This window comes from Olsenella uli DSM 7084, from assembly GCF_000143845.1.
In the GTDB taxonomy this organism is placed as follows: domain Bacteria; phylum Actinomycetota; class Coriobacteriia; order Coriobacteriales; family Atopobiaceae; genus Olsenella; species Olsenella uli.
In genome coordinates this window covers 1722963-1744387 of record NC_014363.1, presented here as the reverse complement: position 1 = coordinate 1744387, position 21425 = coordinate 1722963, and the positions used below count along the sequence as shown (strand labels likewise).

Annotated in this window: 25 protein-coding genes; 15 read left to right on the top strand and 10 right to left on the bottom strand. The window is 68.3% G+C overall.

Translation table 11 applies throughout. From position 1 onward, the window contains the following. The first annotated feature begins 106 nt into the window (after nucleotides 1-106). The 12 genes from OLSU_RS09665 (at nucleotide 107) to OLSU_RS07570 (ending at nucleotide 7836) form a co-directional block, all read left to right on the top strand. Nucleotides 107-244 (top strand): hypothetical protein, encoded by a 138-nt coding sequence (locus OLSU_RS09665; RefSeq protein WP_156407870.1) that lies wholly within the window; start codon nucleotides 107-109, stop codon nucleotides 242-244. A gap of 10 nt (nucleotides 245-254) precedes the next feature. Next, nucleotides 255-1244, top strand: coding sequence for a WG repeat-containing protein (locus tag OLSU_RS07620; RefSeq protein WP_013252377.1), 990 nt, complete (start codon nucleotides 255-257; stop codon nucleotides 1242-1244). Then, nucleotides 1231-1614 (top strand): WG repeat-containing protein, encoded by a 384-nt coding sequence (locus OLSU_RS07615; RefSeq protein ID WP_013252376.1) that lies wholly within the window; start codon nucleotides 1231-1233, stop codon nucleotides 1612-1614. Before OLSU_RS07620 ends, OLSU_RS07615 begins: the two co-directional genes overlap by 14 nt. A gap of 36 nt (nucleotides 1615-1650) precedes the next feature. Further along, nucleotides 1651-2514, top strand: a complete 864-nt coding sequence (locus OLSU_RS07610; protein WP_081439276.1) for an FtsK/SpoIIIE domain-containing protein — start codon at nucleotides 1651-1653, stop codon at nucleotides 2512-2514. Nucleotides 2515-2588: 74 nt separating this feature from the next. Further along, nucleotides 2589-3302, top strand: coding sequence for a hypothetical protein (locus OLSU_RS07605; RefSeq protein WP_013252374.1), 714 nt, complete (start codon nucleotides 2589-2591; stop codon nucleotides 3300-3302). Continuing rightward, on the top strand, nucleotides 3299-3724 hold the full coding sequence (locus OLSU_RS07600; RefSeq protein WP_013252373.1) for a hypothetical protein: 426 nt from the start codon (nucleotides 3299-3301) through the stop codon (nucleotides 3722-3724). The genes OLSU_RS07605 and OLSU_RS07600 overlap by 4 nt, the downstream gene beginning before the upstream one ends. Beyond that, nucleotides 3717-4253: a hypothetical protein gene (locus OLSU_RS07595; RefSeq protein WP_013252372.1), complete on the top strand. Its 537-nt coding sequence runs from the start codon at nucleotides 3717-3719 to the stop codon at nucleotides 4251-4253. Before OLSU_RS07600 ends, OLSU_RS07595 begins: the two co-directional genes overlap by 8 nt. Nucleotides 4254-4314: 61 nt before the next feature. Next, nucleotides 4315-4653, top strand: coding sequence for a hypothetical protein (locus OLSU_RS07590; RefSeq protein ID WP_013252371.1), 339 nt, complete (start codon nucleotides 4315-4317; stop codon nucleotides 4651-4653). Beyond that, on the top strand, nucleotides 4650-5012 hold the full coding sequence (locus OLSU_RS07585) for a hypothetical protein (RefSeq protein ID WP_013252370.1): 363 nt from the start codon (nucleotides 4650-4652) through the stop codon (nucleotides 5010-5012). Before OLSU_RS07590 ends, OLSU_RS07585 begins: the two co-directional genes overlap by 4 nt. 138 nt (nucleotides 5013-5150) lie before the next feature. Next, a complete protein-coding gene (locus OLSU_RS07580; protein ID WP_041548999.1) occupies nucleotides 5151-5921 on the top strand; it encodes a hypothetical protein in 771 nt (256 codons plus the stop codon). A gap of 35 nt (nucleotides 5922-5956) precedes the next feature. Beyond that, nucleotides 5957-7066, top strand: coding sequence for a hypothetical protein (locus OLSU_RS07575; RefSeq protein ID WP_013252368.1), 1110 nt, complete (start codon nucleotides 5957-5959; stop codon nucleotides 7064-7066). Continuing rightward, nucleotides 7060-7836, top strand: a complete 777-nt coding sequence (locus tag OLSU_RS07570; RefSeq protein WP_013252367.1) for a hypothetical protein — start codon at nucleotides 7060-7062, stop codon at nucleotides 7834-7836. Before OLSU_RS07575 ends, OLSU_RS07570 begins: the two co-directional genes overlap by 7 nt. Nucleotides 7837-7872: 36 nt before the next feature. Here OLSU_RS07570 and OLSU_RS07565 read toward each other — a convergent pair whose 3' ends face one another. The 8 genes from OLSU_RS07565 to OLSU_RS07535 all read right to left on the bottom strand — a co-directional run bounded on the left by OLSU_RS07565 (nucleotide 7873) and on the right by OLSU_RS07535 (nucleotide 15578). Further along, a complete protein-coding gene (locus tag OLSU_RS07565; RefSeq protein ID WP_013252366.1) occupies nucleotides 7873-8196 on the bottom strand; it encodes a hypothetical protein in 324 nt (107 codons plus the stop codon). Then, complete coding sequence (locus OLSU_RS09660) at nucleotides 8193-8360, bottom strand: hypothetical protein (RefSeq protein WP_156407850.1); 168 nt, start codon at nucleotides 8358-8360, stop codon at nucleotides 8193-8195. The genes OLSU_RS07565 and OLSU_RS09660 overlap by 4 nt, the downstream gene beginning before the upstream one ends. 57 nt (nucleotides 8361-8417) lie before the next feature. Next, nucleotides 8418-10175 carry an ABC transporter ATP-binding protein gene (locus tag OLSU_RS07560; RefSeq protein ID WP_013252365.1) on the bottom strand — a complete coding sequence of 586 codons (1758 nt, stop codon included), beginning with the start codon at nucleotides 10173-10175 and terminating at the stop codon, nucleotides 8418-8420. After that, nucleotides 10175-11971 carry an ABC transporter ATP-binding protein gene (locus OLSU_RS07555; protein ID WP_013252364.1) on the bottom strand — a complete coding sequence of 599 codons (1797 nt, stop codon included), beginning with the start codon at nucleotides 11969-11971 and terminating at the stop codon, nucleotides 10175-10177. Before OLSU_RS07555 ends, OLSU_RS07560 begins: the two co-directional genes overlap by 1 nt. Then, nucleotides 11968-13509, bottom strand: coding sequence for an ABC transporter ATP-binding protein (locus OLSU_RS07550; protein ID WP_013252363.1), 1542 nt, complete (start codon nucleotides 13507-13509; stop codon nucleotides 11968-11970). Before OLSU_RS07550 ends, OLSU_RS07555 begins: the two co-directional genes overlap by 4 nt. After that, on the bottom strand, nucleotides 13509-14207 hold the full coding sequence (locus OLSU_RS07545; RefSeq protein ID WP_013252362.1) for an energy-coupling factor transporter transmembrane component T: 699 nt from the start codon (nucleotides 14205-14207) through the stop codon (nucleotides 13509-13511). The genes OLSU_RS07550 and OLSU_RS07545 overlap by 1 nt, the downstream gene beginning before the upstream one ends. After that, nucleotides 14208-14810 carry an MptD family putative ECF transporter S component gene (locus OLSU_RS07540; RefSeq protein WP_013252361.1) on the bottom strand — a complete coding sequence of 201 codons (603 nt, stop codon included), beginning with the start codon at nucleotides 14808-14810 and terminating at the stop codon, nucleotides 14208-14210. Between the two features lie 153 nt (nucleotides 14811-14963). Beyond that, nucleotides 14964-15578: a TetR/AcrR family transcriptional regulator gene (locus OLSU_RS07535; protein ID WP_013252360.1), complete on the bottom strand. Its 615-nt coding sequence runs from the start codon at nucleotides 15576-15578 to the stop codon at nucleotides 14964-14966. A 771-nt stretch (nucleotides 15579-16349) separates the two neighbouring features. Here OLSU_RS07535 and OLSU_RS07530 point away from each other — a divergent pair. Next, entirely contained in the window at nucleotides 16350-16631 is a 282-nt protein-coding gene (locus tag OLSU_RS07530) for a hypothetical protein (RefSeq protein WP_013252359.1), read from the top strand. A gap of 7 nt (nucleotides 16632-16638) precedes the next feature. Next, the gene (locus OLSU_RS09170) at nucleotides 16639-17868 is read left to right on the top strand and encodes an FHA domain-containing protein (RefSeq protein ID WP_013252358.1); all 1230 of its coding nucleotides are present in this window, start codon (nucleotides 16639-16641) and stop codon (nucleotides 17866-17868) included. A 37-nt stretch (nucleotides 17869-17905) separates the two neighbouring features. On the opposite strand, the gene OLSU_RS07520 is transcribed toward OLSU_RS09170, so the two are convergent. Next, on the bottom strand, nucleotides 17906-18589 hold the full coding sequence (locus tag OLSU_RS07520) for a nitroreductase family protein (RefSeq protein WP_013252357.1): 684 nt from the start codon (nucleotides 18587-18589) through the stop codon (nucleotides 17906-17908). A gap of 31 nt (nucleotides 18590-18620) precedes the next feature. Further along, on the bottom strand, nucleotides 18621-20312 hold the full coding sequence (locus tag OLSU_RS07515; protein WP_013252356.1) for an OPT/YSL family transporter: 1692 nt from the start codon (nucleotides 20310-20312) through the stop codon (nucleotides 18621-18623). 139 nt (nucleotides 20313-20451) lie between these two features. Here OLSU_RS07515 and OLSU_RS07510 point away from each other — a divergent pair, with 139 nt between their 5' ends. After that, the gene (locus OLSU_RS07510) at nucleotides 20452-21351 is read left to right on the top strand and encodes a type III pantothenate kinase (protein ID WP_013252355.1); all 900 of its coding nucleotides are present in this window, start codon (nucleotides 20452-20454) and stop codon (nucleotides 21349-21351) included. Nucleotides 21352-21425: the final 74 nt, after the last annotated feature.

Genomic DNA, 21425 nt, shown 5'->3' with positions numbered 1-21425 from the left:
GGCCCCACCCACTGGACGGTCGGGGCCGCCGCGGCTGCGCCCGACGGCGCTGAGTGGTGCGCCATGATCGGCGAGGTGCCATACTAGCGGTGCCCCCGACGGGTTCATGGAGTGGCTCGACGACGAGCTGCCCGATAAGTCGTTGGTCTGGGATCGAGATGGAAACTCGGTCTCGGTGGGCGAATCGACGACGAGATACGAGGCATACAGCTCCGGCTGCACGATCACGGAGCGCAAGGAGTAGGGAGGCAGGCATGCGCGCACTGACGAGGAGGCAGCTCCTGGGGGCGGCGGCCCTGGCCGGCGCGGCGGTCCTCTCCGGCTGCGGGCCGCAGGGGGGCCGGGGGCACCCCTGGGAGGGGGAGCCGGAATCCACCGAGGGGCTCTGGGGCTTCGCGGACATGTCCGGCGCGTGGGCCCGGCCCCCGCGCTGGCACAAGGCAAGGGGGTCCGTGGGCGGCCTCTCGCTGGTCCAGCACGGCGACCCGGCCGGCGCCACCGAGGCCGACCCGCCCCTCGTGGGGCTGCTCGGGCGGGACGGCGAGATGGCGTTCGACCCCATCGCCGGCGACTACGGTTGCGCCCTCTCCCAGGGCGCCTTCGCGGTCGACGCGGACTGGGAGGGCCACTCGAAGGCCCTCGCCTACTACGGCACGGACGGACGCAGGCTCGCCCCCGCGGGGGAGGAGACGTTCGAGGACGCGTGCCCCTTCCGCCCGGCCGACGCCCTGTTCGGCGAGCCCTACGCCTTCGCCCGCGCGTCGGAGGGCGGCTGGGGCGCGCTCTCCCTGGACGGCTCGTGGCTCATGGCCCCGAGCTTCAGGGGCGAGGTCATGGACCGCCTCTACGACGAGCCGAACGAGGCGGGCCTCCTGGTGGCCTCCGCATCCTCCGGCCACTTCAAGGGGAGCTGGGGCGTCGCCGACGCCTCGGGCTCCTGGGTCGTGGGGCCCCGCTACGACGGCATGGAGCGCTTCGTCGCGGGCCACGGCGGCCTCTTCGCGGGCTTCGAGGAGGGCGGGCTCTGGGGCGCGCTCGCGCAGGACGGCTCGGTGGCGGTCCCGGCGGCCTACGGCGGCGTGGACCGCCTCGCCGACGCCGACCTCTGGCTCGCCGAGGACCCCGAGAGCGGCCTGTGGGGCACCCTCTCCGGCGACCTTTCCGGCTGGGAGGTCTCCCCGCGGTGGTCGGCCCGCGTGTCCTTCCCCGCCCCCCCCCTCCGCGGGCCCGATGCTCGCCCGTGACCCCGAGAGCGGCCTGTGGGGGACCGCCTCGCCGGGGGACGGCTCGTGGGTGGTGGAGCCCCGGTGGGACGTTGGCGGCGACGACCGCTACCCCATTCCCCTGGGCGGCCTCGGCCCCGGCCTGGTCTCCGTCGCCGACCCCGAGGGCGGCCTCTGGGGCGCGGCCGACGCCTCGACGGGGGAGTGGGCGGTGGCCCCCTCCTACTCCTGGCTGGCCGACCTCGCGCCCGGCCTCGCGCTCGCCCGCGACCCGGAGGGCGGCCTCTGGGGCCTCGTGGACGCCTCCGGCTCCTGGGCCCTGGCGCCCGCGTTCAAGGACCTCGGGCGCCCGGGCGACGACGGGCTCGTGCCCGCGCGTAGCGCCGAGTGAGCGCGCCGTCGACCGGCCCGCCAGGGGAAGCGCCCGCTGACGCTTCCGCTCTCGAGGGAGGGCAACGCCGTGGTCTACGGGGCCGTGGGGTCGGGGGCGGAGGGGTTCCTCGGCACCGTCGTCTACTCCCTCGCGTGCGACCACGGCGCCGACGAGCTCGGCATCTACGCGATCGACCTGGGCTCCGAGCTGCTCGGCCTGCTCTCGCCCCTGCCCCAGGTGGGCGACGTGGCCCTATCGGGCGAGGACGAGAAGGTCGCGCGCCTCCTTGACATGCTGGAGGGCGAGGTCGAGCGCCGCAGGAGGGCTCTCTCGTCGATGGGCGTGGGGTACGCCGCGCTCCGCAGCGGGGACGCCCCGCTCTCGACCGAGGTCCGGAAGGACTCCCATGGGAGGCTGGTGCCCGGGTCGCTTACGTTTGATTTGACTGGAGATGATTCAGTTGGACCCGTTCTTGTTAGTGATGGTAAGAAAACGTGGGCGGGAGTTGGGATTAAGGGTCCTGCGGGCGATGGGATAGAAGGAGAGTCCCAGGTGCTTCTTGCGTGGCAGCCGGTAGGTGGCTACAGCGCGGTAAGGGCAACGGCCACGGTCTCAAAGGACGTCGGGGCGGCCTCTGCCTCCGTGACGGACACGGAGACGCTGGAGTGGGGCGTAAAGGACCCTGTTACGGGCGTGCGGCTCGACGGCGTGCTCATGCCGTCCGCCTCGACGTCCCCCGCGCCGTCCACGCACACGAACGCGGTGCGGCTGCCCGACGCCCAGGAGGTCGGTGAGGGCGCGGTGGTAGTGGGAGGCACCGTCGTCGTGGGCGTCGTGGCCTACAAGGCGCTGAAGGCCCTGGCGGGCTTCGCGCTCGCCGGGCCGCCCGGCGCGCTCGCGGGGGCCCTCGCCCCCTAGCCGGGGGCGCGCGACGGGACGCCAGGGCAAGGGGGTCACAAGTACGACGGGACGCCAGGACAGGGAGGGTCAAGATGAGGGACCTCATGGGGAGGCACGGGCCGCTCGCGCTGGCCGCGCTGCTCGCCGCCGCCGTGGCGGCGGGGGCGTGGCTCGCCCTGGCCCCGGCCGGGACGGGCGGCCGGGAGCAGGGGCAGGAGCAGGGCCAGGCCGCCGGGCAGGGCGGCGGGACGTCGCCCGGAGGCGACGGCGGATCCGGCATCGTCCCCGAGCCGGAACGCGTGGCGCCGGAGGGCACGAGGCAGGTGAGGCTCCCCGGGGTGCTCACGGGCGGCAGCGTCGCCAGCGCCCAGGCCTACGCCCGCGACCTCCTCGAGGGCTCGCCCAGGGTCTGCGAGGCCGCGTACGCCAACGGGGACGGCACGGTGGACATCTGGCAGACGCAGGCGCAGTCGGAGGAGAACGTCCGCAGGGTCTCCGGGGAGCTGGACTCGGCCAGGGAGTGGCTCGCCGGGAGGGGCATCGCCCTGGAGGTGTCGGGCGACTTCCGCTCGGTCACGCTCACAGTCGGCGAGGGGGCGAACAGGCAGGACCTCGCCTACGGTATCTCCCGCGCGTTCCCCGGGGCGGCCGACCTGCAGGTCGAGGCCACCGGCGGCGAGGGCTTCTCGCTCTCCGTCGACCTCGTGGACGGGACCACCGGCGAGGTGATGGGCCACTTCGACCAGGATTCGTACCTGGGCTGGAGCATGGGTTCCACCTGGGTCGGGGAGGAGGAGGGATCGTGAGCGGGACGGTCGGGCTCGGCGGCGCGGGGCTCGCGGTCCCGGACGGCGCGACCGCGCGCCCGCTGCCGGCCGGCGCCGGCGAGGGCGTGGTCGTGTCGGGGGAGGGCTGGTCGGTGGCGGCCTCCCTCTCGACGGCCCGCGTGACGCCGCCCGAGCTCCTCGCCTGCCTCGAGGCGGCCATCGGCTCGCAGGCCGACGGGGTCGGGTGGGAGCGCGCGCTTGGCCCGGACGCCGACGGCATGTCGGGCGTCTCCGCCGGGTGCTCGCTGCCAGGCGGTGCCCGCGGCATGGCGCAGGTGGCCCCGGTCCCCGGGGGGCTCCTGGTCCTCTTCGGCAGGGTGGAGGCCGGCTCCGGCGGCTCCGCCGCCCGCGCCGTGCGGTCGGTGTTGGAATCCGTGTGCTTGGGAGGGCATCGTGGATAGACGTACAAGGGCGTCCCTGCGCAGGGCGCTGGGCAGGGCGGTCTCGGTGGCGGTGGTCGCGTGGATATTGTCGGGGCTCGTGCGTGCGCAGGGCACCGCCGAGGCGGCGCTCGTCCTCGCGGCGGTCGTCCTGTCGCTCCTGTCGCTTCCCGTGGAGGTGCTCGCCGCCTCCGGCTGGGGGCGCGATAGGGTCGCCTCGTGGGAGCGCCCCGGCGGCCAGCGCCACGACCCCGCCCCCTCCGTCCCCGGCGTCGCCTACACGAGCGAGAGCGGGATATTCTCCTCGTCCACGAGGGTGAGGGTCTCCGTCGGGCCGCGCCTGCCCGGGGAGACCAGGAGGGAGCTCGACCTGGGCGTCCTCGACGGGGCTGACCCCTCGGTCGTGTCGGCGTCCCTGCGCGGGCTCAGGGAGTCCGGCGAGTGGGCGCGCAGGCTGGAGGCCGGGGAGACCGAGGCCGAAATAGCGTGCTCCGTCCCGTCGGTCCGCTGGGCGCGCGAGCGCGGCGAGAGGTGGGCGCGGGGGGAGTGACGGGCGGCCGCGAGGCCGCCGCACGGAGTGGGAGACGCAGGCACGAGAGGAGCTGTCACTGATGTCATCGACGACGAGCGCGCCCAGCGGGGACCCCGGAGGAGTCGGGGGAGGGAGGATCAGGAGCCTGAGCGCCGCGGCGAGCCAGGAGGCGTGGGAGATGCGCAAGGGCCTCGACGGCTACTGCACGTACAGGAGCAGGGCCATCTCGGGGACGAGCGACGCGCAGGGGGCGGGCCCGCACGACGACGCCTCCGCGGGCATAGCGGCGGGCCTGAGCGCGTGGAGGGGGCTGGTGAGCGACCTCTCGGGGGCCATAGCGGAGGCCGACGCGGCTCTGGGCGCCGCCGATGCCTCGTCGGCGGCGAGCTGGGGCCTCGTCGGGGGGAGGCGCGAATGAGTGCGGGCTGCTGTGGCGACGCCGATAGGCCGGGCGTGCGCGAGGTCGAGCGTCTGATGGACGACCTCGCCGAGGCGCGCCTGCGCGCCCGTGCGGCCCGGCTGCGGGCCGAGGGGGAGGTCGCGTCGCGCCGTGCCGGGATGCTCGAGTACCTCTCCCTCAACCCCGGCAACCGCCGCGTGGAGGAGTCGCTCGGCATGCTCGCCGCGGCGGCCGACGAAGCGGGGGCGGCGTACGACGCCCTGGAGGCCGGCCAGGCCCGCGAGGAGTCGCGCCTCGAGGGGGCCCTCGCGGACGCCAGGGGGCGCGCGCGGCGCGCCGGGCCCGTGGAGACGGGTGAGCCCAGTGTCTGGGAGTGAGCGGCGACGGGCATCCCCGGCGTTCCCAGAGGGCCAACGGCCCATCGCCTTTCGCCAACGTCGTCAGAAGGAGATGATTGGATAGCCTGCAGATGCGCTGACATAGCGAGGATCCAGGCGGACCAGAAGGTGTTGTCGGTGGCCGACTCTATGTCGCTCGCGCCCGACCCGAGGCGGGGCCACGCGACCTCGCCCCGCACCCTCAACCGCTGGGCGTGCTGCTTCGGCGACCCCGTGAACCTCGTGGACGTCGACGGCGGCTGGCCTGACGTGGGCAAGTGGATCGGCGACCGGGCAAACGACGTGGGCAAGTGGTGGAATGACCACGCGGCGACTTCGGTCACCACGACCACCATACCTGGAAGCTGCATGGGTAGCTGGTGGGGCATCACGCCATCGCAGACGAAGACCGTCTCCACCGGGGGCGACAGGTGGCTCTACACGAACATCACCGACGGTAAGGTCACTGGAGGCGGCATAAGGATACCGGGGGTCGTCAGCATAGGCTGGAACAACGGCTTGACGGTGTCTCTGGGGGGAGGAAACTACGGCGGGTATACGGTTGGCATAAGTGCCAAGCTCGGGATGGGTCAGTATGGTCTGTCTCTCGACCTCGACGCTCAAGGCGGGAAGTCTGATAACAACTGGGGACTTGGTGTCTCGGCGGGTATCCCCCAAAGCGGCGTTCGATTGTCTCACAACACGACTGATGACAATGGCGTTGTAACGCATGATCAAACAGACGCACACGTCAACACGGCACTTGCGGCTGCCATAGTCGTGATCTCGGTTTTTGGTGGAGAGATAGTAGAGGCATTAATCGCTGCTGGTGCTGGTGGGCTCGCTGGTGCTGGTGCTGGTGGTCTCATCTTCGCCATGATTCCGTCCTTTTCCAGTACATGCGGCTGACCAGGGGCGACAGGCTCCTTCTGGAGGTGTTCTGAGTGACGAAGGTAAGCGTGCTTGTGTCATGCCGTCGGTGGGGTCGGGTGCCTGGGGCGCTCTTCCTCGCCTACGTGGTCACCCTCATTGCCGTCAGCGCCGTCTGCCCTGGGCTGGATGCGGCCGTCAACCACTCGCCGCTCGGCTACGTGCTGATATGGGTTCCCTTTGCGATCTGCGTGGCCGCACTCCTGGTCATGGCGTTCCGCTATGTCTCCCTCGTCGGTTCCGCCGAGAGGCTGCTCGATGTCTCCTGCGACCCGGCGGCGCTGGCGGCGAGGGGCGACGAGCTCGGCCTGGCCGATCCGGTGCCGAAACGGGGCTACACCCGGATAGAGGCGGTCCTCGTGCAGAGGTGGGCCGTGGCCCTGGTGGAGGTCGGCAGGGCCGCCGACGCTGCGGCCGCCCGCAGGAGGCTGGAGGAGTCGCTCGCGAGGAGACGCCGCACGGGCAGGTCCCCCTATGGCGCCTCGCTGTGCATGCTTCTCGCCGACGTCTCCGCCAGGCTCGGTGACGGGGAGGCCGCCGCGGCGTACGCGGAACTGTTCCGCGACGCGCTCGCCCACTCCGAACCGGGTCGCGCCTGGCGCGCTCTCGAGACGGTGGGAACCGTGTCCATCGACACGGCCCTCGCGCTCTTCGCGCCGGGGCGCGCCTCCGGAGGGCCGGGCTTCTCCGAGAGGGAAGTCAGGGACCTCGAGGCCCGTGGCACCATGGGACGCAGGCTCGCCTCCGAGGCGAGGCTCGCCCTCGCCCGGGAGGCCTCCCTCGCGGGCGACCGGGAGGCAGAGCTGCTCCTGCTCGCCGGTGCGTCGATGGCTGCGCCGTCCGTCCGCGCCGGCGCGCTGGCTGCCGAGGCTCTCCGGCGGCTCTCCTCGGGGGAGGCCCCGTCCGGCACTGGACTATATGCCTCGCTCGTGCAGGACCCTGCGGTCGATCCGCATCCCGCCGCCCTCGACGCCGATGCCGCCGAGGCGCTCGCGGGCCACCCCCGTGGCCTGCGGCACGTGCTCGCGACGTTCGGTAAGGTGTTTCTCGTCGTCATCCTGGCGCTGGTGGCCGCCACGATCGTCCTCAACGTCCTCGTGGCCCTCGGGGTCGTGAGATGGTAGCGCCCCCTCCGTCAGGCGCCTCCCCCCGGGCGGCCAGGCCCCCTCGGAAGGGTCGGCTGCGCGCCGCCCTCGCCATCGCGGCCATCGTCGCCGTCACCATCCCCGCCCTGGTAGTGGGCGGATGCGTGTACTCCTGCGCCTTCGTCCCGTCCTCCCCGGCCGACCTGCCCCAGTCCGTGGGGGAGAGGTCCGATGCGGCGCTCGGGGACGCCACGGTCGTGCCGGACGACGCGGGGTGGCGCGACACGATAGGCGAGGCGGCCTCCGCCTACGCGGAGGGCGACCCGGACGTCGAGGTGGTCGAGGACTTCCCCGACGCGGGCGAGGCGCTCGTGGTCCAGCCCTCGGGGTCGCCCAAGTGCCCGGCGGTCCGCATGGTCACGTACGCCCGCGTGGGCGGGCGCTACGCCGCCACTGGCCTCTGGGGCGCGAGCGTGGCGAGGCCCGGCGAGAGGTCGGGCCCGCTCGAGCCCCTGTACGACTACACCACGGCCGAGGTCGTCGCCGACGCCCTCGCGGCCTGCCTCACGTCGGGTCGCCCCGTCGCGTTCGGCGTGTCCGTCGACCCGGCCGTGCGCGACCTGACCGTCGGGGGCGCCTCCCCCACGTGGGTGCGGGAGGTGCCCTGCGAAGGGGGGACCTGCTACGTCTGGTGCTACGAGGGCATGGACGTGCGGGCCCTGTTCTCCGCCGCCGGCGTGGACCCCTCGGACTTCACCCTCCGGCAGGTCATAGACGGCCTGGGCGTGCGCGTGGGCGGCGAGGGGTGACGAGCTCGGCCTGGGCATCCGGATGCCGCGGTGCGGCTACACCCGGGTCGAGGCGGTCCTCATGCAGAGGTGGGCCGTGGCCCTCGTGGAGGTCGGCAGGCTGGCTGACGCTGCAGTCGCGCGAAGGAGGCTGGGGGAGTCCCTTGCGGGGAGGCCCGACAGCGAGGGCAGCCTCCTGAGCGCCGCCGCGTCGCGGCCGCGGATGCGGCCGGAGTCGAAGCCGCCGAGGGTCTTCGGGGCCTTCTGCGGCGGCCTGCTGAGCCCGGGCATCGTCCCGATGACCCGGTCGTGGTGCTTCTCGGCAAGGTAGGGGAGGGCGCGCCCGGGCGCGGCGGGGGCGGCGGCATCGGTTGCCATCATGCCCACCTCCCGAGGCCGAACTTCTCGGACCCCCGCTTCGTCGGAGTCGGCTCCAGCCGCGCGATCGCCGCCTCCGCCTGCGCGGCGGGCAGCTCGACGGGCTGGACGCCGGCGCACTGGTCATCGCGGAAGCCGCCCTTCCTGCCCCCGTCACCCCTCGGCAACGAGAGCCCTCAGCTCACCTGGCGTCACCCGGATGACACCGGCTTGTATCCTTGTCCTCACGCTTCCCCTTTCGCGAGGCGCCAGCCGATGGCCCGGCTCCTCATGCCGACGAATCGCCGGTACATCCCTTCCTGCGCCATCAGCTCGTCGTGCGTGCCCCGCTGCACGATGCTGCCGCCGTCGAGCACGACGATCTGGTCCGCCATGCGCACCGTAGCCAGGCGATGCGCGATCATGAGTATCGTCTTGTCCTTGGTCAGCTCGGCGATCGCCTTCTGGAGCTCCTGCTCGTTTTCCGGGTCGACGCTTGCCGTCGCCTCGTCCAGGATGACGATGGGAGCATCCTTCAGGATGGCGCGCGCGATGGAGATGCGCTGGCGCTCGCCGCCTGAAAGGCTCGACCCCCCTTCGCCGATATGCGTCTGGTAGCCGTCGGGAAGCGCCCTGATGAAGTCATGGCAGCAGGCCTTCTTCGCGGCGGCGACCATCTCCTCCTCGGTCGCCTCCGGCCGTCCGAAGCAGATGTTGTTCGCGATGGTGTCCTCGAACAGATAGACGTTCTGGAAGACGATGGCGAAGTTCTTCAGGAGGCTGTCGCTCGTATACTCCCGCACATCCCTGCCGCCCACCAGGATCTGCCCCGCATCCACATCCCAGAAACGGGCGATCAAGGAGCACAGGGTCGTCTTGCCGGAACCTGACGGGCCAACAATGGCGCAGGTGCTTCTCTCCGGCACGGTCAGGTCGATATGATGCAGGATCTCCGTGCGGTCGTATCCGAAGGAAACGTCCTTGACCTCGATGGTGAACGTATCGGGATCCAAATCCGCGCCGCCCTCGTCCAAAGACGGCATATGGGTCACGACATCCAACCTGTCAAGCGATGCCTCGACCGCGCGGGCGACGGACGACATGCTGCCCGCCACTTCGACGGTGGCATAGATCATGAAGCTCGCCACGAGCAGAAGAAGGCACTTCTCAGCCGTGATCTCCCCTCCGATCAGGAGGTAGGGAGCAAAGACGAGAATCGCCGCGCGCGCGAACTTGAACACGGTCTGATAGAGCGCCGTCATCTTCGAGAACGCCTTTTCCAAGACGGTATTCGCATCCCTGCTCTCTCCGATCGCGGCGTCCACGGCCTTCTCGGACCTGCCCGCCAGGCCGAAGGCCTTCACGACCCCCATGCCCTGCACGTATTCGAGCATGGAGGTGACCAGGCCCGCCTGAGCCGCTTGTCTACGAGGCGCGTATTTCGTGCCGACCTTGCCGATGAAGGCGTACACGACGAGCGCCACGGCAAGCCCTGCAAGGGAGAGAAGCCCGATGCGCCATTCGTAGGCCAGAAGCCAGGTGCCGATCACGACGGCATGGATGAATCCCCCGGCGACGTGTTCCATGATCGCGACGGACTGCTGCTCGAGGTCGCCCAGCGTGGTGGTCACAGCCGCCGTGATGTCGCCCAGCCTGTTCTCGTTGAAATACCCCATCGGCGCCTTCTTCAGGCGCTCGCCGATCTCCATGCGCTTCTCGGCGCCGAACGCGAAGCTGCCGAGCGTCCTCGCGTTCGCGGAAAGGCCTACGAACGCGATCCTGCCGACGATCGAGACCAGCATGATGCCGAGCGAGATCCAGATCGTGTCTGCGGGCATGCCGCTGCCGTCAAGCGACGCCAAGACGCCCGAGAGCACGACGAGGATCGCCATGATGGGAAGCATCTCGAAAAACGAGCTGACGAGATATGCAAGGAACGATCGTATGATCCGGCCTTTCTGGTTACCCGCAAACGCGAGCAGCCTTTGGAACAGACGTATCATCACGCCACCTCCTCTGCGGTATCGCGACTCGCGACGTGAGCATTCCAGAGCTGCCCGTACAGCGGGCTTTCCGCGACCAGCTCCTCATGCGTCCCTTCGGCGGCGACGCGGCCCCGATCGATCACGAGGATCTTGTCCGCATCGACGATGGTGGAGAGCCTATGGGCGATCACGATCAAGGTCTTTCCCACCACGAGCTTAGCTATGGACGCCTGTATCGCGGCCTCGTTCTCCGGGTCGGTGAATGCGGTCGCCTCATCGAGCACGACGATCGGGCTGTTCTTCAGGATCGCTCGCGCGATCGCGATGCGTTGGCGCTCGCCTCCGGAAAGGTGGCTTCCTGCGTCGCCCGCCAACGTGTCGTATCCCTTCGGAAGGGAGAGGATGAAATCATGGCAGCTCGCCTTTCGCGCCGCATCCTCGACCTCCGCATCCGTCGCATCCGGCTTGCCGATGCGGATGTTCTCCCGAACGGAAAGATGGAACAGGAAGTTGTCCTGCGACACATAGGAAACGAGCTCCATCACCTGCGACAGCGGCATCTTCCGCACGTCGACGCCGCCGATGCGGACGAAGCCGCGCTCCGCCTCCCAGAACGAGGCGATCAGTCGCGCGATCGTGGACTTGCCGGAGCCGGAAGGCCCGACGATCGCGGTCATGCCGCCCTTGGGGCAATCGAAGGAGACGCCGTGCAACACCTCCGTGCCGTTGCGCTCCGAGCCGTCCCCTCCTCCATCGCCGGAAGGCGCGCCCTCGTATCGGAAGGTGACGTCTTCGAAGGAGACGTGCGCATCGACCAGCGGGATCGCCTCGTCCGGCCTTGAGAGTTCGGGGAGGTCGAGCAGGGCCCTGACCTCCTTCACGGTGGAATCCACCATGGCAAGGCTGTCGGTGTACTGAAGCGCCTGGATCAGGGGCTTCACCAGGCCGAGCGCAAGGACGATGCAGGTGATGAACGTTCCCGCCCCTATGCTCCCGTCCATGAACAGCCAGCTTCCCAGCGGCAGGACGCCCGTGAGCGTTGCCGTCAGAATGGAAAGCCCCACCACGTAGTAGCCGTTGGTCTGCCTGAACCACGTCTCCTTCGACGCCCTGTTCTCGGCCACGGCGTCCGCGTACTTCTTGTACGAACGATCACCCTGGTTGAAGGTCTTCACCACTTCGATGCCGCCGATGTACTCCACCGTCGCGGCATCCATGCGCTTCCCCGCCGTCAGCACCCTTTTGTATCGGCGCTCGTAGTCCTTCAGCATTCCCATGTAGCAGAAGATCCCGACCGGGATGGTCGCAAGGGATATCAGGGCTATCCTCCAATCGAGGACGAACAGGTACGCAAGCATCATGGCGGGGATCAGGGTGTTGGCGGTCAGCTCCGGCACCATGTGGGCCAGCGGCAGCTCGAGCTTCTCGACGGTGTCGACCGCAATGGTCTTGAACGTGCCCGAAGGCGTGTCGAGGATCGTCCCCATAGGGACGCGGGAGAGCTTTCCCGCGATCGCCGTGCGGATGTTCCCCAGAATCGTGAAGGCGGCCTCGTGGCTTCTCATCGTAGAGAACGTGCCGAGCCACACCTGCCCCAGATACCCGACGAGCGCGATTCCCGCAAGCAGCGCGAATCCGCCGAAGTCGTAGTCTCCGCGGCAGACCATGATGATGCCTCGCGACGCGGCGATGTACGGAACCATGCCGCACAACGCCCCGAGCACCGCCAGCGCGACCGATTCCGCAAGCATCCCCTTGCACGGCCGCGCGAAGCCCATCAGGATGGACGCCGCACTCTGTCCTGCATTGCTCATCGCTTCCCACCTCGCATCAGATCGACGATCAGACCTCGTTTCCCGCCCGAAAGATCCGCGGCCACGCATCCGTCTTCGAGAACGAGGATGCGGGTGCAGATGCGCATCATGAATTCGACGTCATGGGTGATGACCAGAAGGATCTTTCCCTGGTCCGCAAGAACCCGCACCAGCCCGCCGACCTCCTCCATGCTTCGAAGATCCAGGCCGCTGGTAGGCTCATCGAAAACCAGCAGATCCTTCCCGCAGACCTCGCTGACCGCGACGGCGAGCCGCTGCATCTGTCCCCCCGACAGGGAAAGAGGGTGGCGATCCTTGCACGCCAGCAGATCGACCCTGCGAAGCGCCGACTCGATGACGTCTCTATCGGGATCCTTGATGCCCAGGCGGCATTCCTCCATAACGCTGTCGGAGAAGAGCTGGTGACCGACGTCCTGCATGACCATATAGGCCTTCTTGCGCCGCACGCGACGGCTCAAGGGGCGCCCGTTCCATCGCACGGTTCCCGAAGCATCGTTCGCAAGCCCGCAGATCGCCCGTGCAAGCGTCGTCTTCCCTGCCCCGTTCGCCCCCGCGATCGCGATGATCTCGCCGGCATTCGCCTGGAACGAGATGCCTTTCAACACCTCTGCGCCGCCAAGTCGGACGCTCAGGTTCTCGAGGGAGAGGACGTTGCCGGAAGCGCTCGGGCACGCCGTCGCCTCGGGCTGCAGGGCGGCAAGGTCGCGGGAACGCAGACCCCTGCTGTGCACATTCTTTGCCGAAAGCTTCCTGAAATCCTCGATGGGCATGTCCGAAACGACCGCCCCATCCTGCAGATAGATCACGCGGTCCACGATGTCCATCAGATACCAGATGCGATGCTCGGCGACGAGGATCGTCTTCCCCTTCTCCTTCGCCGTCCGCATGAGCTTCGCAAGCTCCTCGATGGACCTCATGTCCAGGTTGGAGGACGGCTCGTCGAAGACCAGCACATCCGGGTCGGAGGCATAGACGCTGGAGAATGCGATCTTCTGCTTCTCCCCGCCGGAAAGCTCGAACACGCTTCTTCCCCTCAGCGCCTGGAGGTGCAGCTCTTCGGTGACATCATCCAGTCGAGCGCGGAGCTGCGCCCGCGCGATTCCCCTGTTTTCCAATCCGAACACGATCTCGCTGTCGACATCGGCATTGAAGAACTGGGTCCGTGGATTCTGGAATACGGTTCCCACCGCATCGGAGAACGCGGCGATCTCCGTTTCTTGGGAATCCATGCCGTCCACGCATACGGTTCCCGCGAGCTTTCCTTCAAAGAAATGGGGAATCAGCCCGTTCACGAGCCGGGCGACCGTCGTCTTCCCGCAGCCCGATGCACCGCAGAGCAAGACGCATTCTCCACGAGCGATGCGAAGGGACAGCCCGCGCACGCCGCCCCTGCCGCTTCCATCGTCCTTGCCGCCTCCGCCGCCTCTGCCGTCCTTCGCGCGGCCCAGGTCGTCTTCCCTCCCTTCCCCGGAGAAGGTCGTCCGATACGCGAAAGAGACATCCTGCATCTCGATCATCAGAACACCCCCCTCGCGTTCGCGAAGACCATGACTGCGACCAAGGCCGCGTAGGCAAGGACCGCCGCCGCATCGACGGCGGAAAAGGAGGGTTCTTCCAGACTGGTCCTCTCGTGCGCATGCTCGATGCCACGCGTGATCGCGGCCTGCGTGATCTCGTCGGATATCCTCGACGCGGATACGAGCAGGGGGACGTACACATGCTCCGTCGTCTGCGCGGGATGGCGGATCGCCCCGCCTACCGAGGCCGATAGGCCGCGAAGCGCCATGGCGTCTCGGATGGCGGCCCATTCCTCGGCCAGGGTGGGAAGGTATCGGAGCGTGACGGCGAGGGCGATCGTCAGGCCTTTGGGCAGCCGAAGCTTCGCGAGGGCGGCCAAAAACGTGCTCACACGCGTCGTGGAGACCAGGTAGCTCCCCAGCATGAAGCAGGGCAGAAGCTTCCGGATGTACACGGCGAACATGTAGACGACCCCGCCGGCCGCCACCGGAAGATGGGGCACCGCGCACAGCTGCACCACTAGAAGCAGGACGAAGAACGAGCCGTACTGTACCGCCTTCTTCGGCTGTCCCGACGTCGCAAGCATCAGAAGCGGAATGCCCGCATACGCGCATTCGACGGCGATGCTCCTGTTCAGAAAGACGGAAACGCTCGTGATCGCCAGAATCAGGAGCTTCGTGCGCGGATCGAGCCCCATCTACGCGATCCCCGCCTTCTCGAAATGCTTCCTCAGAAGCCTCTTGCCGATCCAGCCCCCGATCAGCGCGCAGACGAGGGTCCCGGCGACCAGCGCGGGAAGGATCCACCACGTTCCCCCGATGGCATGGATGACTCCCTCGAAGGAGGCGACATCCCCTTTGCTCCTCATGAAGGCATCGAACTGCTCAGGCATGACGACCATGGGAACATACGCGCCGAGAGGCGCAAGCGCCATCACGCAATAGGCGGCCAGGTTCTTCCTGAACGACCTGAAGCCCCCCGATGCGCAGATTCCGTCCGCCATGATCCCGAATACCAGGAAGAACGCGGACATCATCCAGAACATGCCCGTGACGAACAGCAGGATCGCGGCGATGACGCCGAGGATGGAAAGGGCGCCCCTCTTCGGGATCTTGGCCACGTACAGCATGAAGACCGTCCCCGTGAACAGGGCCACGATCATCGGCATGAACGGAAACGTGACAGGCGTCATCTGCGCCACGCCGCCGACCACGAACGCCACCACGGCGTAGATCAGCGAGAAGATGCCGACGGAGATGAAGTCCCTCGTCTCCAGCCTCACCGAACCCGTCTTGCTCATGATTCGCCTCCAAACGATACGTTGGTTTGTAAGCTTCAGCTAACTTATTGTGGAAAAGAGCGTCCGCTCCGGATGAGCGCCCTCCTCCGGATGGACGTCCCGCTCCGGAACGAGCGCCTTGCTCCGGACGAACCGACCTTTCCGGAGAGCGCCCTACTCCAGTCGAAGGAGCCCCTCCCAACCCGAGCTGAAGAACCTCGCGAGCTCCTCGACATACTGCATGGCCTCGTCCTTCGGCATGGCATGGACGATGGTCTCGCACACGGCAGTGAAATAGGCGCTCGTGATCATGTGGTGCAGCTGCCTGGACATCCTGCCGCTCAGCTTTCCCCTCTCGCGGAGGATGCCGTAGTACTCCTCCGACCTCTCCACCTCCAGCTCGACGAGGTCATGGATGAAGGAGGCGTATTTCGTGCCTTCCGAGCAGCACAGGATCAGCCTGAACTCGTCGAAGTGGGCGTACAGGTACTCCACGAAGGAGCGGAGGTAGTGCGTGGACAAGGCAAGGCTGTCCCTCGTCTTGTCATCCGGGATCAGGTCGAAGTGGGCGTCCTGTGCGGCCTTGAACTGGCTCACGAGCCCGTCTGCCGCCTCCCCGACGATGTCCTCGAAGAGGGCCGCCTTGTCCGGGTAGTAGCCATAGAACGCGCCCTTCGTGAAGCCGGCCTCGGCGACGATCCTGTTCAGGGAGGCATCCTTGAAGCCCTTTTCGAGAAACTCCCGCTTCCCGACCTCCAGGATCTTTGCCTGGGTTTCCGTTCGGTCCATTCGTCCCCCGTCCACGGACTGGTGCACTCATGCCGAGCTGGCGCGCACACGCTGGCAATACCTTACATACCGGCAGTATATACCACTAGTATATATTTGGCGTCGAGACTGTCTTGCAGAATATGACTGGACGGGACAGCAAGTTTTGTGAGCGGTGCCGGGGGTCAGATCACAATAACTCGTCACACATCCATTTTCCGAGGCCTCAAGGACAGCAGGAGAACTATTGTGAGTGACCTATCAAGCAAGACTCACAATAGTTCGTCTCGTATCCCCGATGCACCTAAAAGATGGACGGGAGGGGAATATCTGTGAGCTGCCGCTCCAAGAGGCTCACAACAGTTCCCCTCCCATCCAAGGGCTGCCCAAAAATGGACGACAAGCGAGTTATTGTGAGTTCGCCTCGAGTGGTGCCCTTCGCCTTGCGCGGCACTCACGATGACCAGCCCCTCCTTGCCTAAGGCGGCCAAAAGCCTGTCCCACACCACTCGTTGGGGCCTTGCAAGGTAAAATGACGGTCGCAACTGCGTCCCAGGGGCATCACGGCCGTACCCCAGAGTATATTCAAGAGTATGTTCAGGTCTATGGGCCGTGCTCGTCCAGGCCATGCGGGTCGTTTCAAGCCATTCGGGCCGCGCTCGGTCCATGCGGGCCGTTTCGGGCCGCATGGGCTGGTCTGCCCCATGCGGTCCGCGACGGGTTCTGCTCGCCATGACGTGCTCATGCCCGCCGTACGTCGGGTCTACATGGGGGCGCGGGGAGGGGAGAGGCATGAAGGAGAAGATCGAGCTCCAGGTGGTGCTGGCGCCCACGCACGCGGCATATACCTTCAGGGTTCCGCTGGACCTTACGGTGGCCGAGGCCGCCACGCTCGTCTCGCGCCTCCTGGAGCGACAGGAGCCGGCACTCTGGAGGGCGACCGGCAAGGAGGACCTCATGCTCTGCGACCTCGGGGCCGAGGATGCCGGCGAGCTGCTCAACCCAAACGAGACAATACGAGCGCTGAGCGCCTTCGGAGTCCTCGCGAACGGGACTCGTGTGGCGTTGGTGTAGGAGGAACGTGAAGGAGAGGCTCAGGAAGTCGTTCAAGGGTGGACTCAGGCTGCTGACCCTGACGCTTGGCAGCGGGGAGCACCTTGACTACGTTCGCTCCGAGTGGCTGGCAGAGGGCCCGGGCGAGGGCCTTCTCCCCTTCAGGTACCAGGGGTGCGAGAAGGGCGCCACCCTCAACTATGATGTGCTGGGCCTGGTCCAGCTCCCGCAGTTCGTGAAGGCCCCGCTCTCGTCCGCCCAGTACGAGTCGCTTCTGCGCCAGCTCTGCTCGGTCGTGGCGCTGTGCGTCTCGCAGGACGTCCCCACCTCCGGGCTCTGGTTCGATCCCGAGGGGGTCTTCGTGACGCCAGAGGGCAGGCTCCGCTTCGTCCTCGTCCCCGTCTCGGGCTACGTCAAGGCACAGCACTCCACGCCGCTCGAGCTTATCGGGTGGTTGGGGTCGTCGGCTCACGTGAGCATGGCCGTGGGGGAGAGCCACCGTCACGTGAGCGCGGTAGGCGACTGGGCCCGGCGCCAGAGCGTCTTCTCCCCCCAGAAGTTCGGCCGCTTCCTCGATGGGGAGTACGAGCGCACGCCTGTGCCTGGGCCTGGGGCAGGCCCAGGCTCGCCGGGCCCCAGCACACTGTCGGACTCCAGCCCATTGGGCCGCGGCTGCCATGATTGTGCGGAGGCGGCCAAGTCTGGCCGTGGGCAACGGGCCGCCCAGGGGCGTGACGGGGCGACCCTCGACCCGCTCGACCTCTTCGGCGTAAACGCCCAGGGGAGGGCTCCCCGTCCCATGGCGAGGCGCATCTCCCGGGCGACCTACGAAGTCGTGCCCCATGAGGTCGAGCGGCCGTCCGTCTCGGGCGACACGTCGAGCCTCGGCTCTGGCTCGCTGGGCACGCGGCAGGACGCCATGCGGCCCGTTCCTGCGGCCGATAACGGAGCCCCTGCGATCGCCTCGCCGCCGGCAGTCTCTGTCAGGCGACTGCGCGACGGGCTGCGCCTGCAGGTCCCGGGACAGCCTGCGGTGCTCGGGAGGTCTGAGACATGCGACCTCCATTTTGGCGGCAACCTCGGCATGAGCAGGCGCCACCTGGAGGTGAGCCCCGATGCCGATGGGCTTACGATCAGGGACCTCGGCTCCTCGAACGGCACCTACGTGGCGGGCTCGCGCCTCGCGCCCCAGGGCAGCGTGCACGTCGACCGCGGCGGCCACTTCACGGTTGCGGGCGACGACTTCCTCGTGGAGTAGGCTCGGGGCAAGTGCGCCGACGAGGTCGGGCGTGCGGTCACCGCCGGTCGAGGACGGTCCCCGAGACGCTGTGACCCGACGCCAGCTCGAAGTGGAGCGTCACGATGCCCAGGTCGACGTTGCTGAAGAAGCCGCCCGTCGACCGGCGGGTGACGGTCTCGCCGTCCGCGCCGAGCGTGAAGAGGAAGTGCTGCTGGTTCATGGCGGTGGGCGCAAGGGCCGCCGCACGCATGCCGCGCCTGAACCAGTCGGGCGTCTCGGGGCCGTGGGTGTGCGAGAGTTCGGACAGCGGCTTCGAGCGATGCGGACATCCCTCGGCGGCGGCATAGCCCACGGCGATGACGATCACGAGCCTCTCTCCCGGGGCGATGTCCGCCTTGACCTTGCGCTTGCCGAAGGTCCCGCCAACCCAGCAGGTGGAAAGGCCCGCCTGCTGCGCCGCAAGAACGACCTTCTCGCCGAAGTAACCGCAGAGCTCATCCAGGTCGGGCGACTTGGGGCCGATGCAGGCGACGTAGTTCTGCACGTTGTCGAACCTTCTGCGCGCCAGGAGGCCCCTAAACGCCCCGGGACTGTCACGGACCAGCTGAAGATGCAGACCCGAGGCGGCATTTGCCCGGGAGATGGCATCCTCGAGGGCGGCAAGCGCCTCTCCCTCGATGGGCTTGTCGGTGAAGCGCCGCACCGAATGGCGCTGCTCGATTGCCTGCGTGACGTCCATACGGGCGCTCCTCTCGTTCGCGTGCTCTCGTCTATCCTATCAGGCTCGCAATGACCGACGCGAACGCGATGACGACGCCCACGATGGATTCGCCGCCCAGGACGCCTGAGGCCACCACCAGGGCACCTTCCCGGGCGTCGGCCTCCCGCCGCGTACGCTCTCCATCTGACAGGCCCGTGCTGCGCGCCCTCGCGACGCGGTCCCACGCCAGCTTGGCCACTGATCCAAGAAATGCCGTGAGCGTCATGTAGAAGGGCAGGTAGACACCCAGTCCAACCATCATGGCCGGAAGCTTCGCAAGGTACAGGGCAACTCCCGCCGCCAAGCCTGCCACGAAGGCGGGCACGCTCGGGATGCCCGCGACCATGGCGGCCACGACGGACGCCTGGGCCGAGACGAACATCCGGCCAGGCCCGAACGCATCCGGACCGTATGCGGTGACGAGCGCGACCATCACGCCCGCCGCGACGAGGGCGCCCAGCACGCCGCCTATGGCCTGTCCCAGCCACTGTGCGCGCGGGTCGGTCCCCAGGATGTGCCCGGCGCGGAAGTCGTTCATCACGTCGCCGGCAAGCCCGCAGGCCACGGCCACGATGCCGGCCACGAAGAACAGCTTGACCTGGGCAAGCTGCGCGAAGGCGGCCACCAGCAAAAGGACGATGAGACCGAAGATCTCCATGGGGTCTATGCCGGTCTGCCCGCAGGACTGCGCGCTCATGATCGTGGTCACGAAGCTGAGGAGGACGACGGCGATCGAAGGCAGGGGACCCAGACCCAGGCCAAGGCACGCCATGACCGCGACGGCGGCCGTTGCCAGCCCCAGGATTCCGGCGTCCGCGCGCAGCCTGCCCGACACCAGCGACGTGGCCGCGCCCTCATCGCCCGACCTCAGGCCGGATGCGATGGCCCTGGCCTGGGGGAGGATGTCCTTGAGGACGACTGCCGCCCCCGAGCCCATCATGAGGCCCATGCCCAGGGACTTGACGATGCCCTGGGCGCCCGCCGCGTCCCAGAGGCCCAGTGCGCCGCCTCCCACGACGAGGCCGAAGTTGGCGAGGACGCCGCCCGCGAACCAGAAGGCCACGGCCGTGCTTCCCACCAAGAAGCCCACGGAGAGCATCATCGGCGAGTTGTAGATGCCAAAGCCCACGCCTGGGATGGGAAGCGCGCAGAGCATGGTGGGGATGGCCCCGAGGGCGTCGCGCAGCGCGCAGTAGAGTCCCGCCACGCCCATGGATGCGAACAGCTGCCGTCCGGTCCTGCCGCCGGCCTCGGTGGCACGCAGGGTCTCGGCGGCGGAGGTGCCCATGGGGAACTCCAGCTGGGAGTCCTCGATGAAGTGGCGATGGATGAGCGCCGTGCAGACCAGGCCCATGAGGGTGCCCGAAAGTGCGACCAGGAGCATCTGGGCCATGCCAACCTGGTCGACGTAGCCCAGCATCCAGGCGCCGGGGATGGTGAACGCCAGCCCGCCAGCGACCATGGCCCCCGCGGACATGATGGTATGTGTGACGTTCGCCTCGCTCAGCGAGGCGTTTCCCAGCAGCCTGAGGAAGAACAGCGAGACGACTGCCGCGAAGACGATGGGCCAGGGGAGGGCTCCCAGGCGCAGTGCCGTATAGGCGGAGGAGGCGGTGATGATGGCGCAGCCAATGCAGCCGATGACGACACCGCGCAACGTGAGCTGACCACGCCACGAGGCGTGGCCGGAGGGTTTGTCCATGTGCGTGCTCCTAACGTATATCCGCTCCCCCTTGTGGGGAGTCGGGTTACCGGACGTCCGCCGCGTCGGACGGGCACGGCGAACTTGCTACAGTATAGGCAGGCGGAGGCGCAGGCGCGGGCGAGGGAGGATGGTGTCCATGGCCGTTGCGGAAGGCGGGGTCGTGCGGGATGGGCCCTGGCAGGTGCTTGCCGTGGACGTGGGCAACACCACGACGGGGTTCGGCCTCTTCGCCGCTTCGGCGGCCGCGGAGGCGGAGCCCCTCTCGACGCTTACGCTGACGACCCCGGCGCGCCTCACGTCCGACGAGGCCTACCTGCAGGCCATCCATGTGCTGACGGGCCTCTGTGGCCAGACGGGCGCCCCGCCCGTCCGCGCGGTCCTCTCCTGCGTGGTTCCCGTGCTGATGGAACCGTGGCGCCTTGCGCTCGACCGGCTGGGAGGCCCACGTCCGCTCGTGGTCGGCCCAGGGGTGCGCACGGGCATCGCACTGCGCTACCGCGACCCCTCCGAGGTGGGTTCGGACCGCCTGGCCGACGTGCTTGCCGCCCGAAGGCGCTACGGCGCGCCCGTGATCGTCGTTGACTTCGGAACGACGATGAACATGGAGGTCGTGGACCGTTCCGGCACCTTTGCCGGGGGCATCATCGCACCGGGCCTCGCCCTGTGCGCGCGTGCGCTCGACCAGGCCGCGGCACGGCTCCCCATGATCGAGATTCGACCACCGCGCGAGGTCGTCGGCCGCTCGACGCGCGAGGCCATGCAGTCAGGCGTGGTGCTCGGCGAGGTCGCACGCATCGATGGCCTGCTCGACCGCGTGTTCGGCAGCCTGGGTTACGAGGCGCCGGTGGTCGTGACGGGGGAGTATGCGGGGGAGCTTGCAGGTCTGGTGTCCCACGAGGTGGCGGTCGACCCCACGCTCACGCTGCGGGGCCTGCACCAGTTGGCCCTGGCGAATCCCCTCGGGGGTGCGGGTAGGGACGGCTCGGGTGCGGGCGGCTCGGGCACGAGCGTGCATGCAAACTCCGGCAAGGCTTAACCCGGGCGCAAGGAGCGCTTAATCTGCGAGTGAGACCATACGACGCGACAGGGGCGAGGGGCGCCCCGCGGCAC

Coding starts and splice junctions, on each gene's coding strand:
- OLSU_RS09665 (WP_156407870.1), top strand. CDS start 107: ATGGAGTGGCTCGACGACGAGCTGCCCGATAAGTCGTTGGTCTGGGAT.
- OLSU_RS07620 (WP_013252377.1), top strand. CDS start 255: ATGCGCGCACTGACGAGGAGGCAGCTCCTGGGGGCGGCGGCCCTGGCC.
- OLSU_RS07615 (WP_013252376.1), top strand. CDS start 1,231: ATGCTCGCCCGTGACCCCGAGAGCGGCCTGTGGGGGACCGCCTCGCCG.
- OLSU_RS07605 (WP_013252374.1), top strand. CDS start 2,589: ATGAGGGACCTCATGGGGAGGCACGGGCCGCTCGCGCTGGCCGCGCTG.
- OLSU_RS07590 (WP_013252371.1), top strand. CDS start 4,315: ATGTCATCGACGACGAGCGCGCCCAGCGGGGACCCCGGAGGAGTCGGG.
- OLSU_RS07585 (WP_013252370.1), top strand. CDS start 4,650: ATGAGTGCGGGCTGCTGTGGCGACGCCGATAGGCCGGGCGTGCGCGAG.
- OLSU_RS07570 (WP_013252367.1), top strand. CDS start 7,060: ATGGTAGCGCCCCCTCCGTCAGGCGCCTCCCCCCGGGCGGCCAGGCCC.
- OLSU_RS07565 (WP_013252366.1), bottom strand. CDS start 8,196: ATGATGGCAACCGATGCCGCCGCCCCCGCCGCGCCCGGGCGCGCCCTC.
- OLSU_RS07560 (WP_013252365.1), bottom strand. CDS start 10,175: ATGATACGTCTGTTCCAAAGGCTGCTCGCGTTTGCGGGTAACCAGAAA.
- OLSU_RS07555 (WP_013252364.1), bottom strand. CDS start 11,971: ATGAGCAATGCAGGACAGAGTGCGGCGTCCATCCTGATGGGCTTCGCG.
- OLSU_RS07550 (WP_013252363.1), bottom strand. CDS start 13,509: ATGATCGAGATGCAGGATGTCTCTTTCGCGTATCGGACGACCTTCTCC.
- OLSU_RS07545 (WP_013252362.1), bottom strand. CDS start 14,207: ATGGGGCTCGATCCGCGCACGAAGCTCCTGATTCTGGCGATCACGAGC.
- OLSU_RS07540 (WP_013252361.1), bottom strand. CDS start 14,810: ATGAGCAAGACGGGTTCGGTGAGGCTGGAGACGAGGGACTTCATCTCC.
- OLSU_RS07535 (WP_013252360.1), bottom strand. CDS start 15,578: ATGGACCGAACGGAAACCCAGGCAAAGATCCTGGAGGTCGGGAAGCGG.
- OLSU_RS07530 (WP_013252359.1), top strand. CDS start 16,350: ATGAAGGAGAAGATCGAGCTCCAGGTGGTGCTGGCGCCCACGCACGCG.
- OLSU_RS07520 (WP_013252357.1), bottom strand. CDS start 18,589: ATGGACGTCACGCAGGCAATCGAGCAGCGCCATTCGGTGCGGCGCTTC.
- OLSU_RS07515 (WP_013252356.1), bottom strand. CDS start 20,312: ATGGACAAACCCTCCGGCCACGCCTCGTGGCGTGGTCAGCTCACGTTG.
- OLSU_RS07510 (WP_013252355.1), top strand. CDS start 20,452: ATGGCCGTTGCGGAAGGCGGGGTCGTGCGGGATGGGCCCTGGCAGGTG.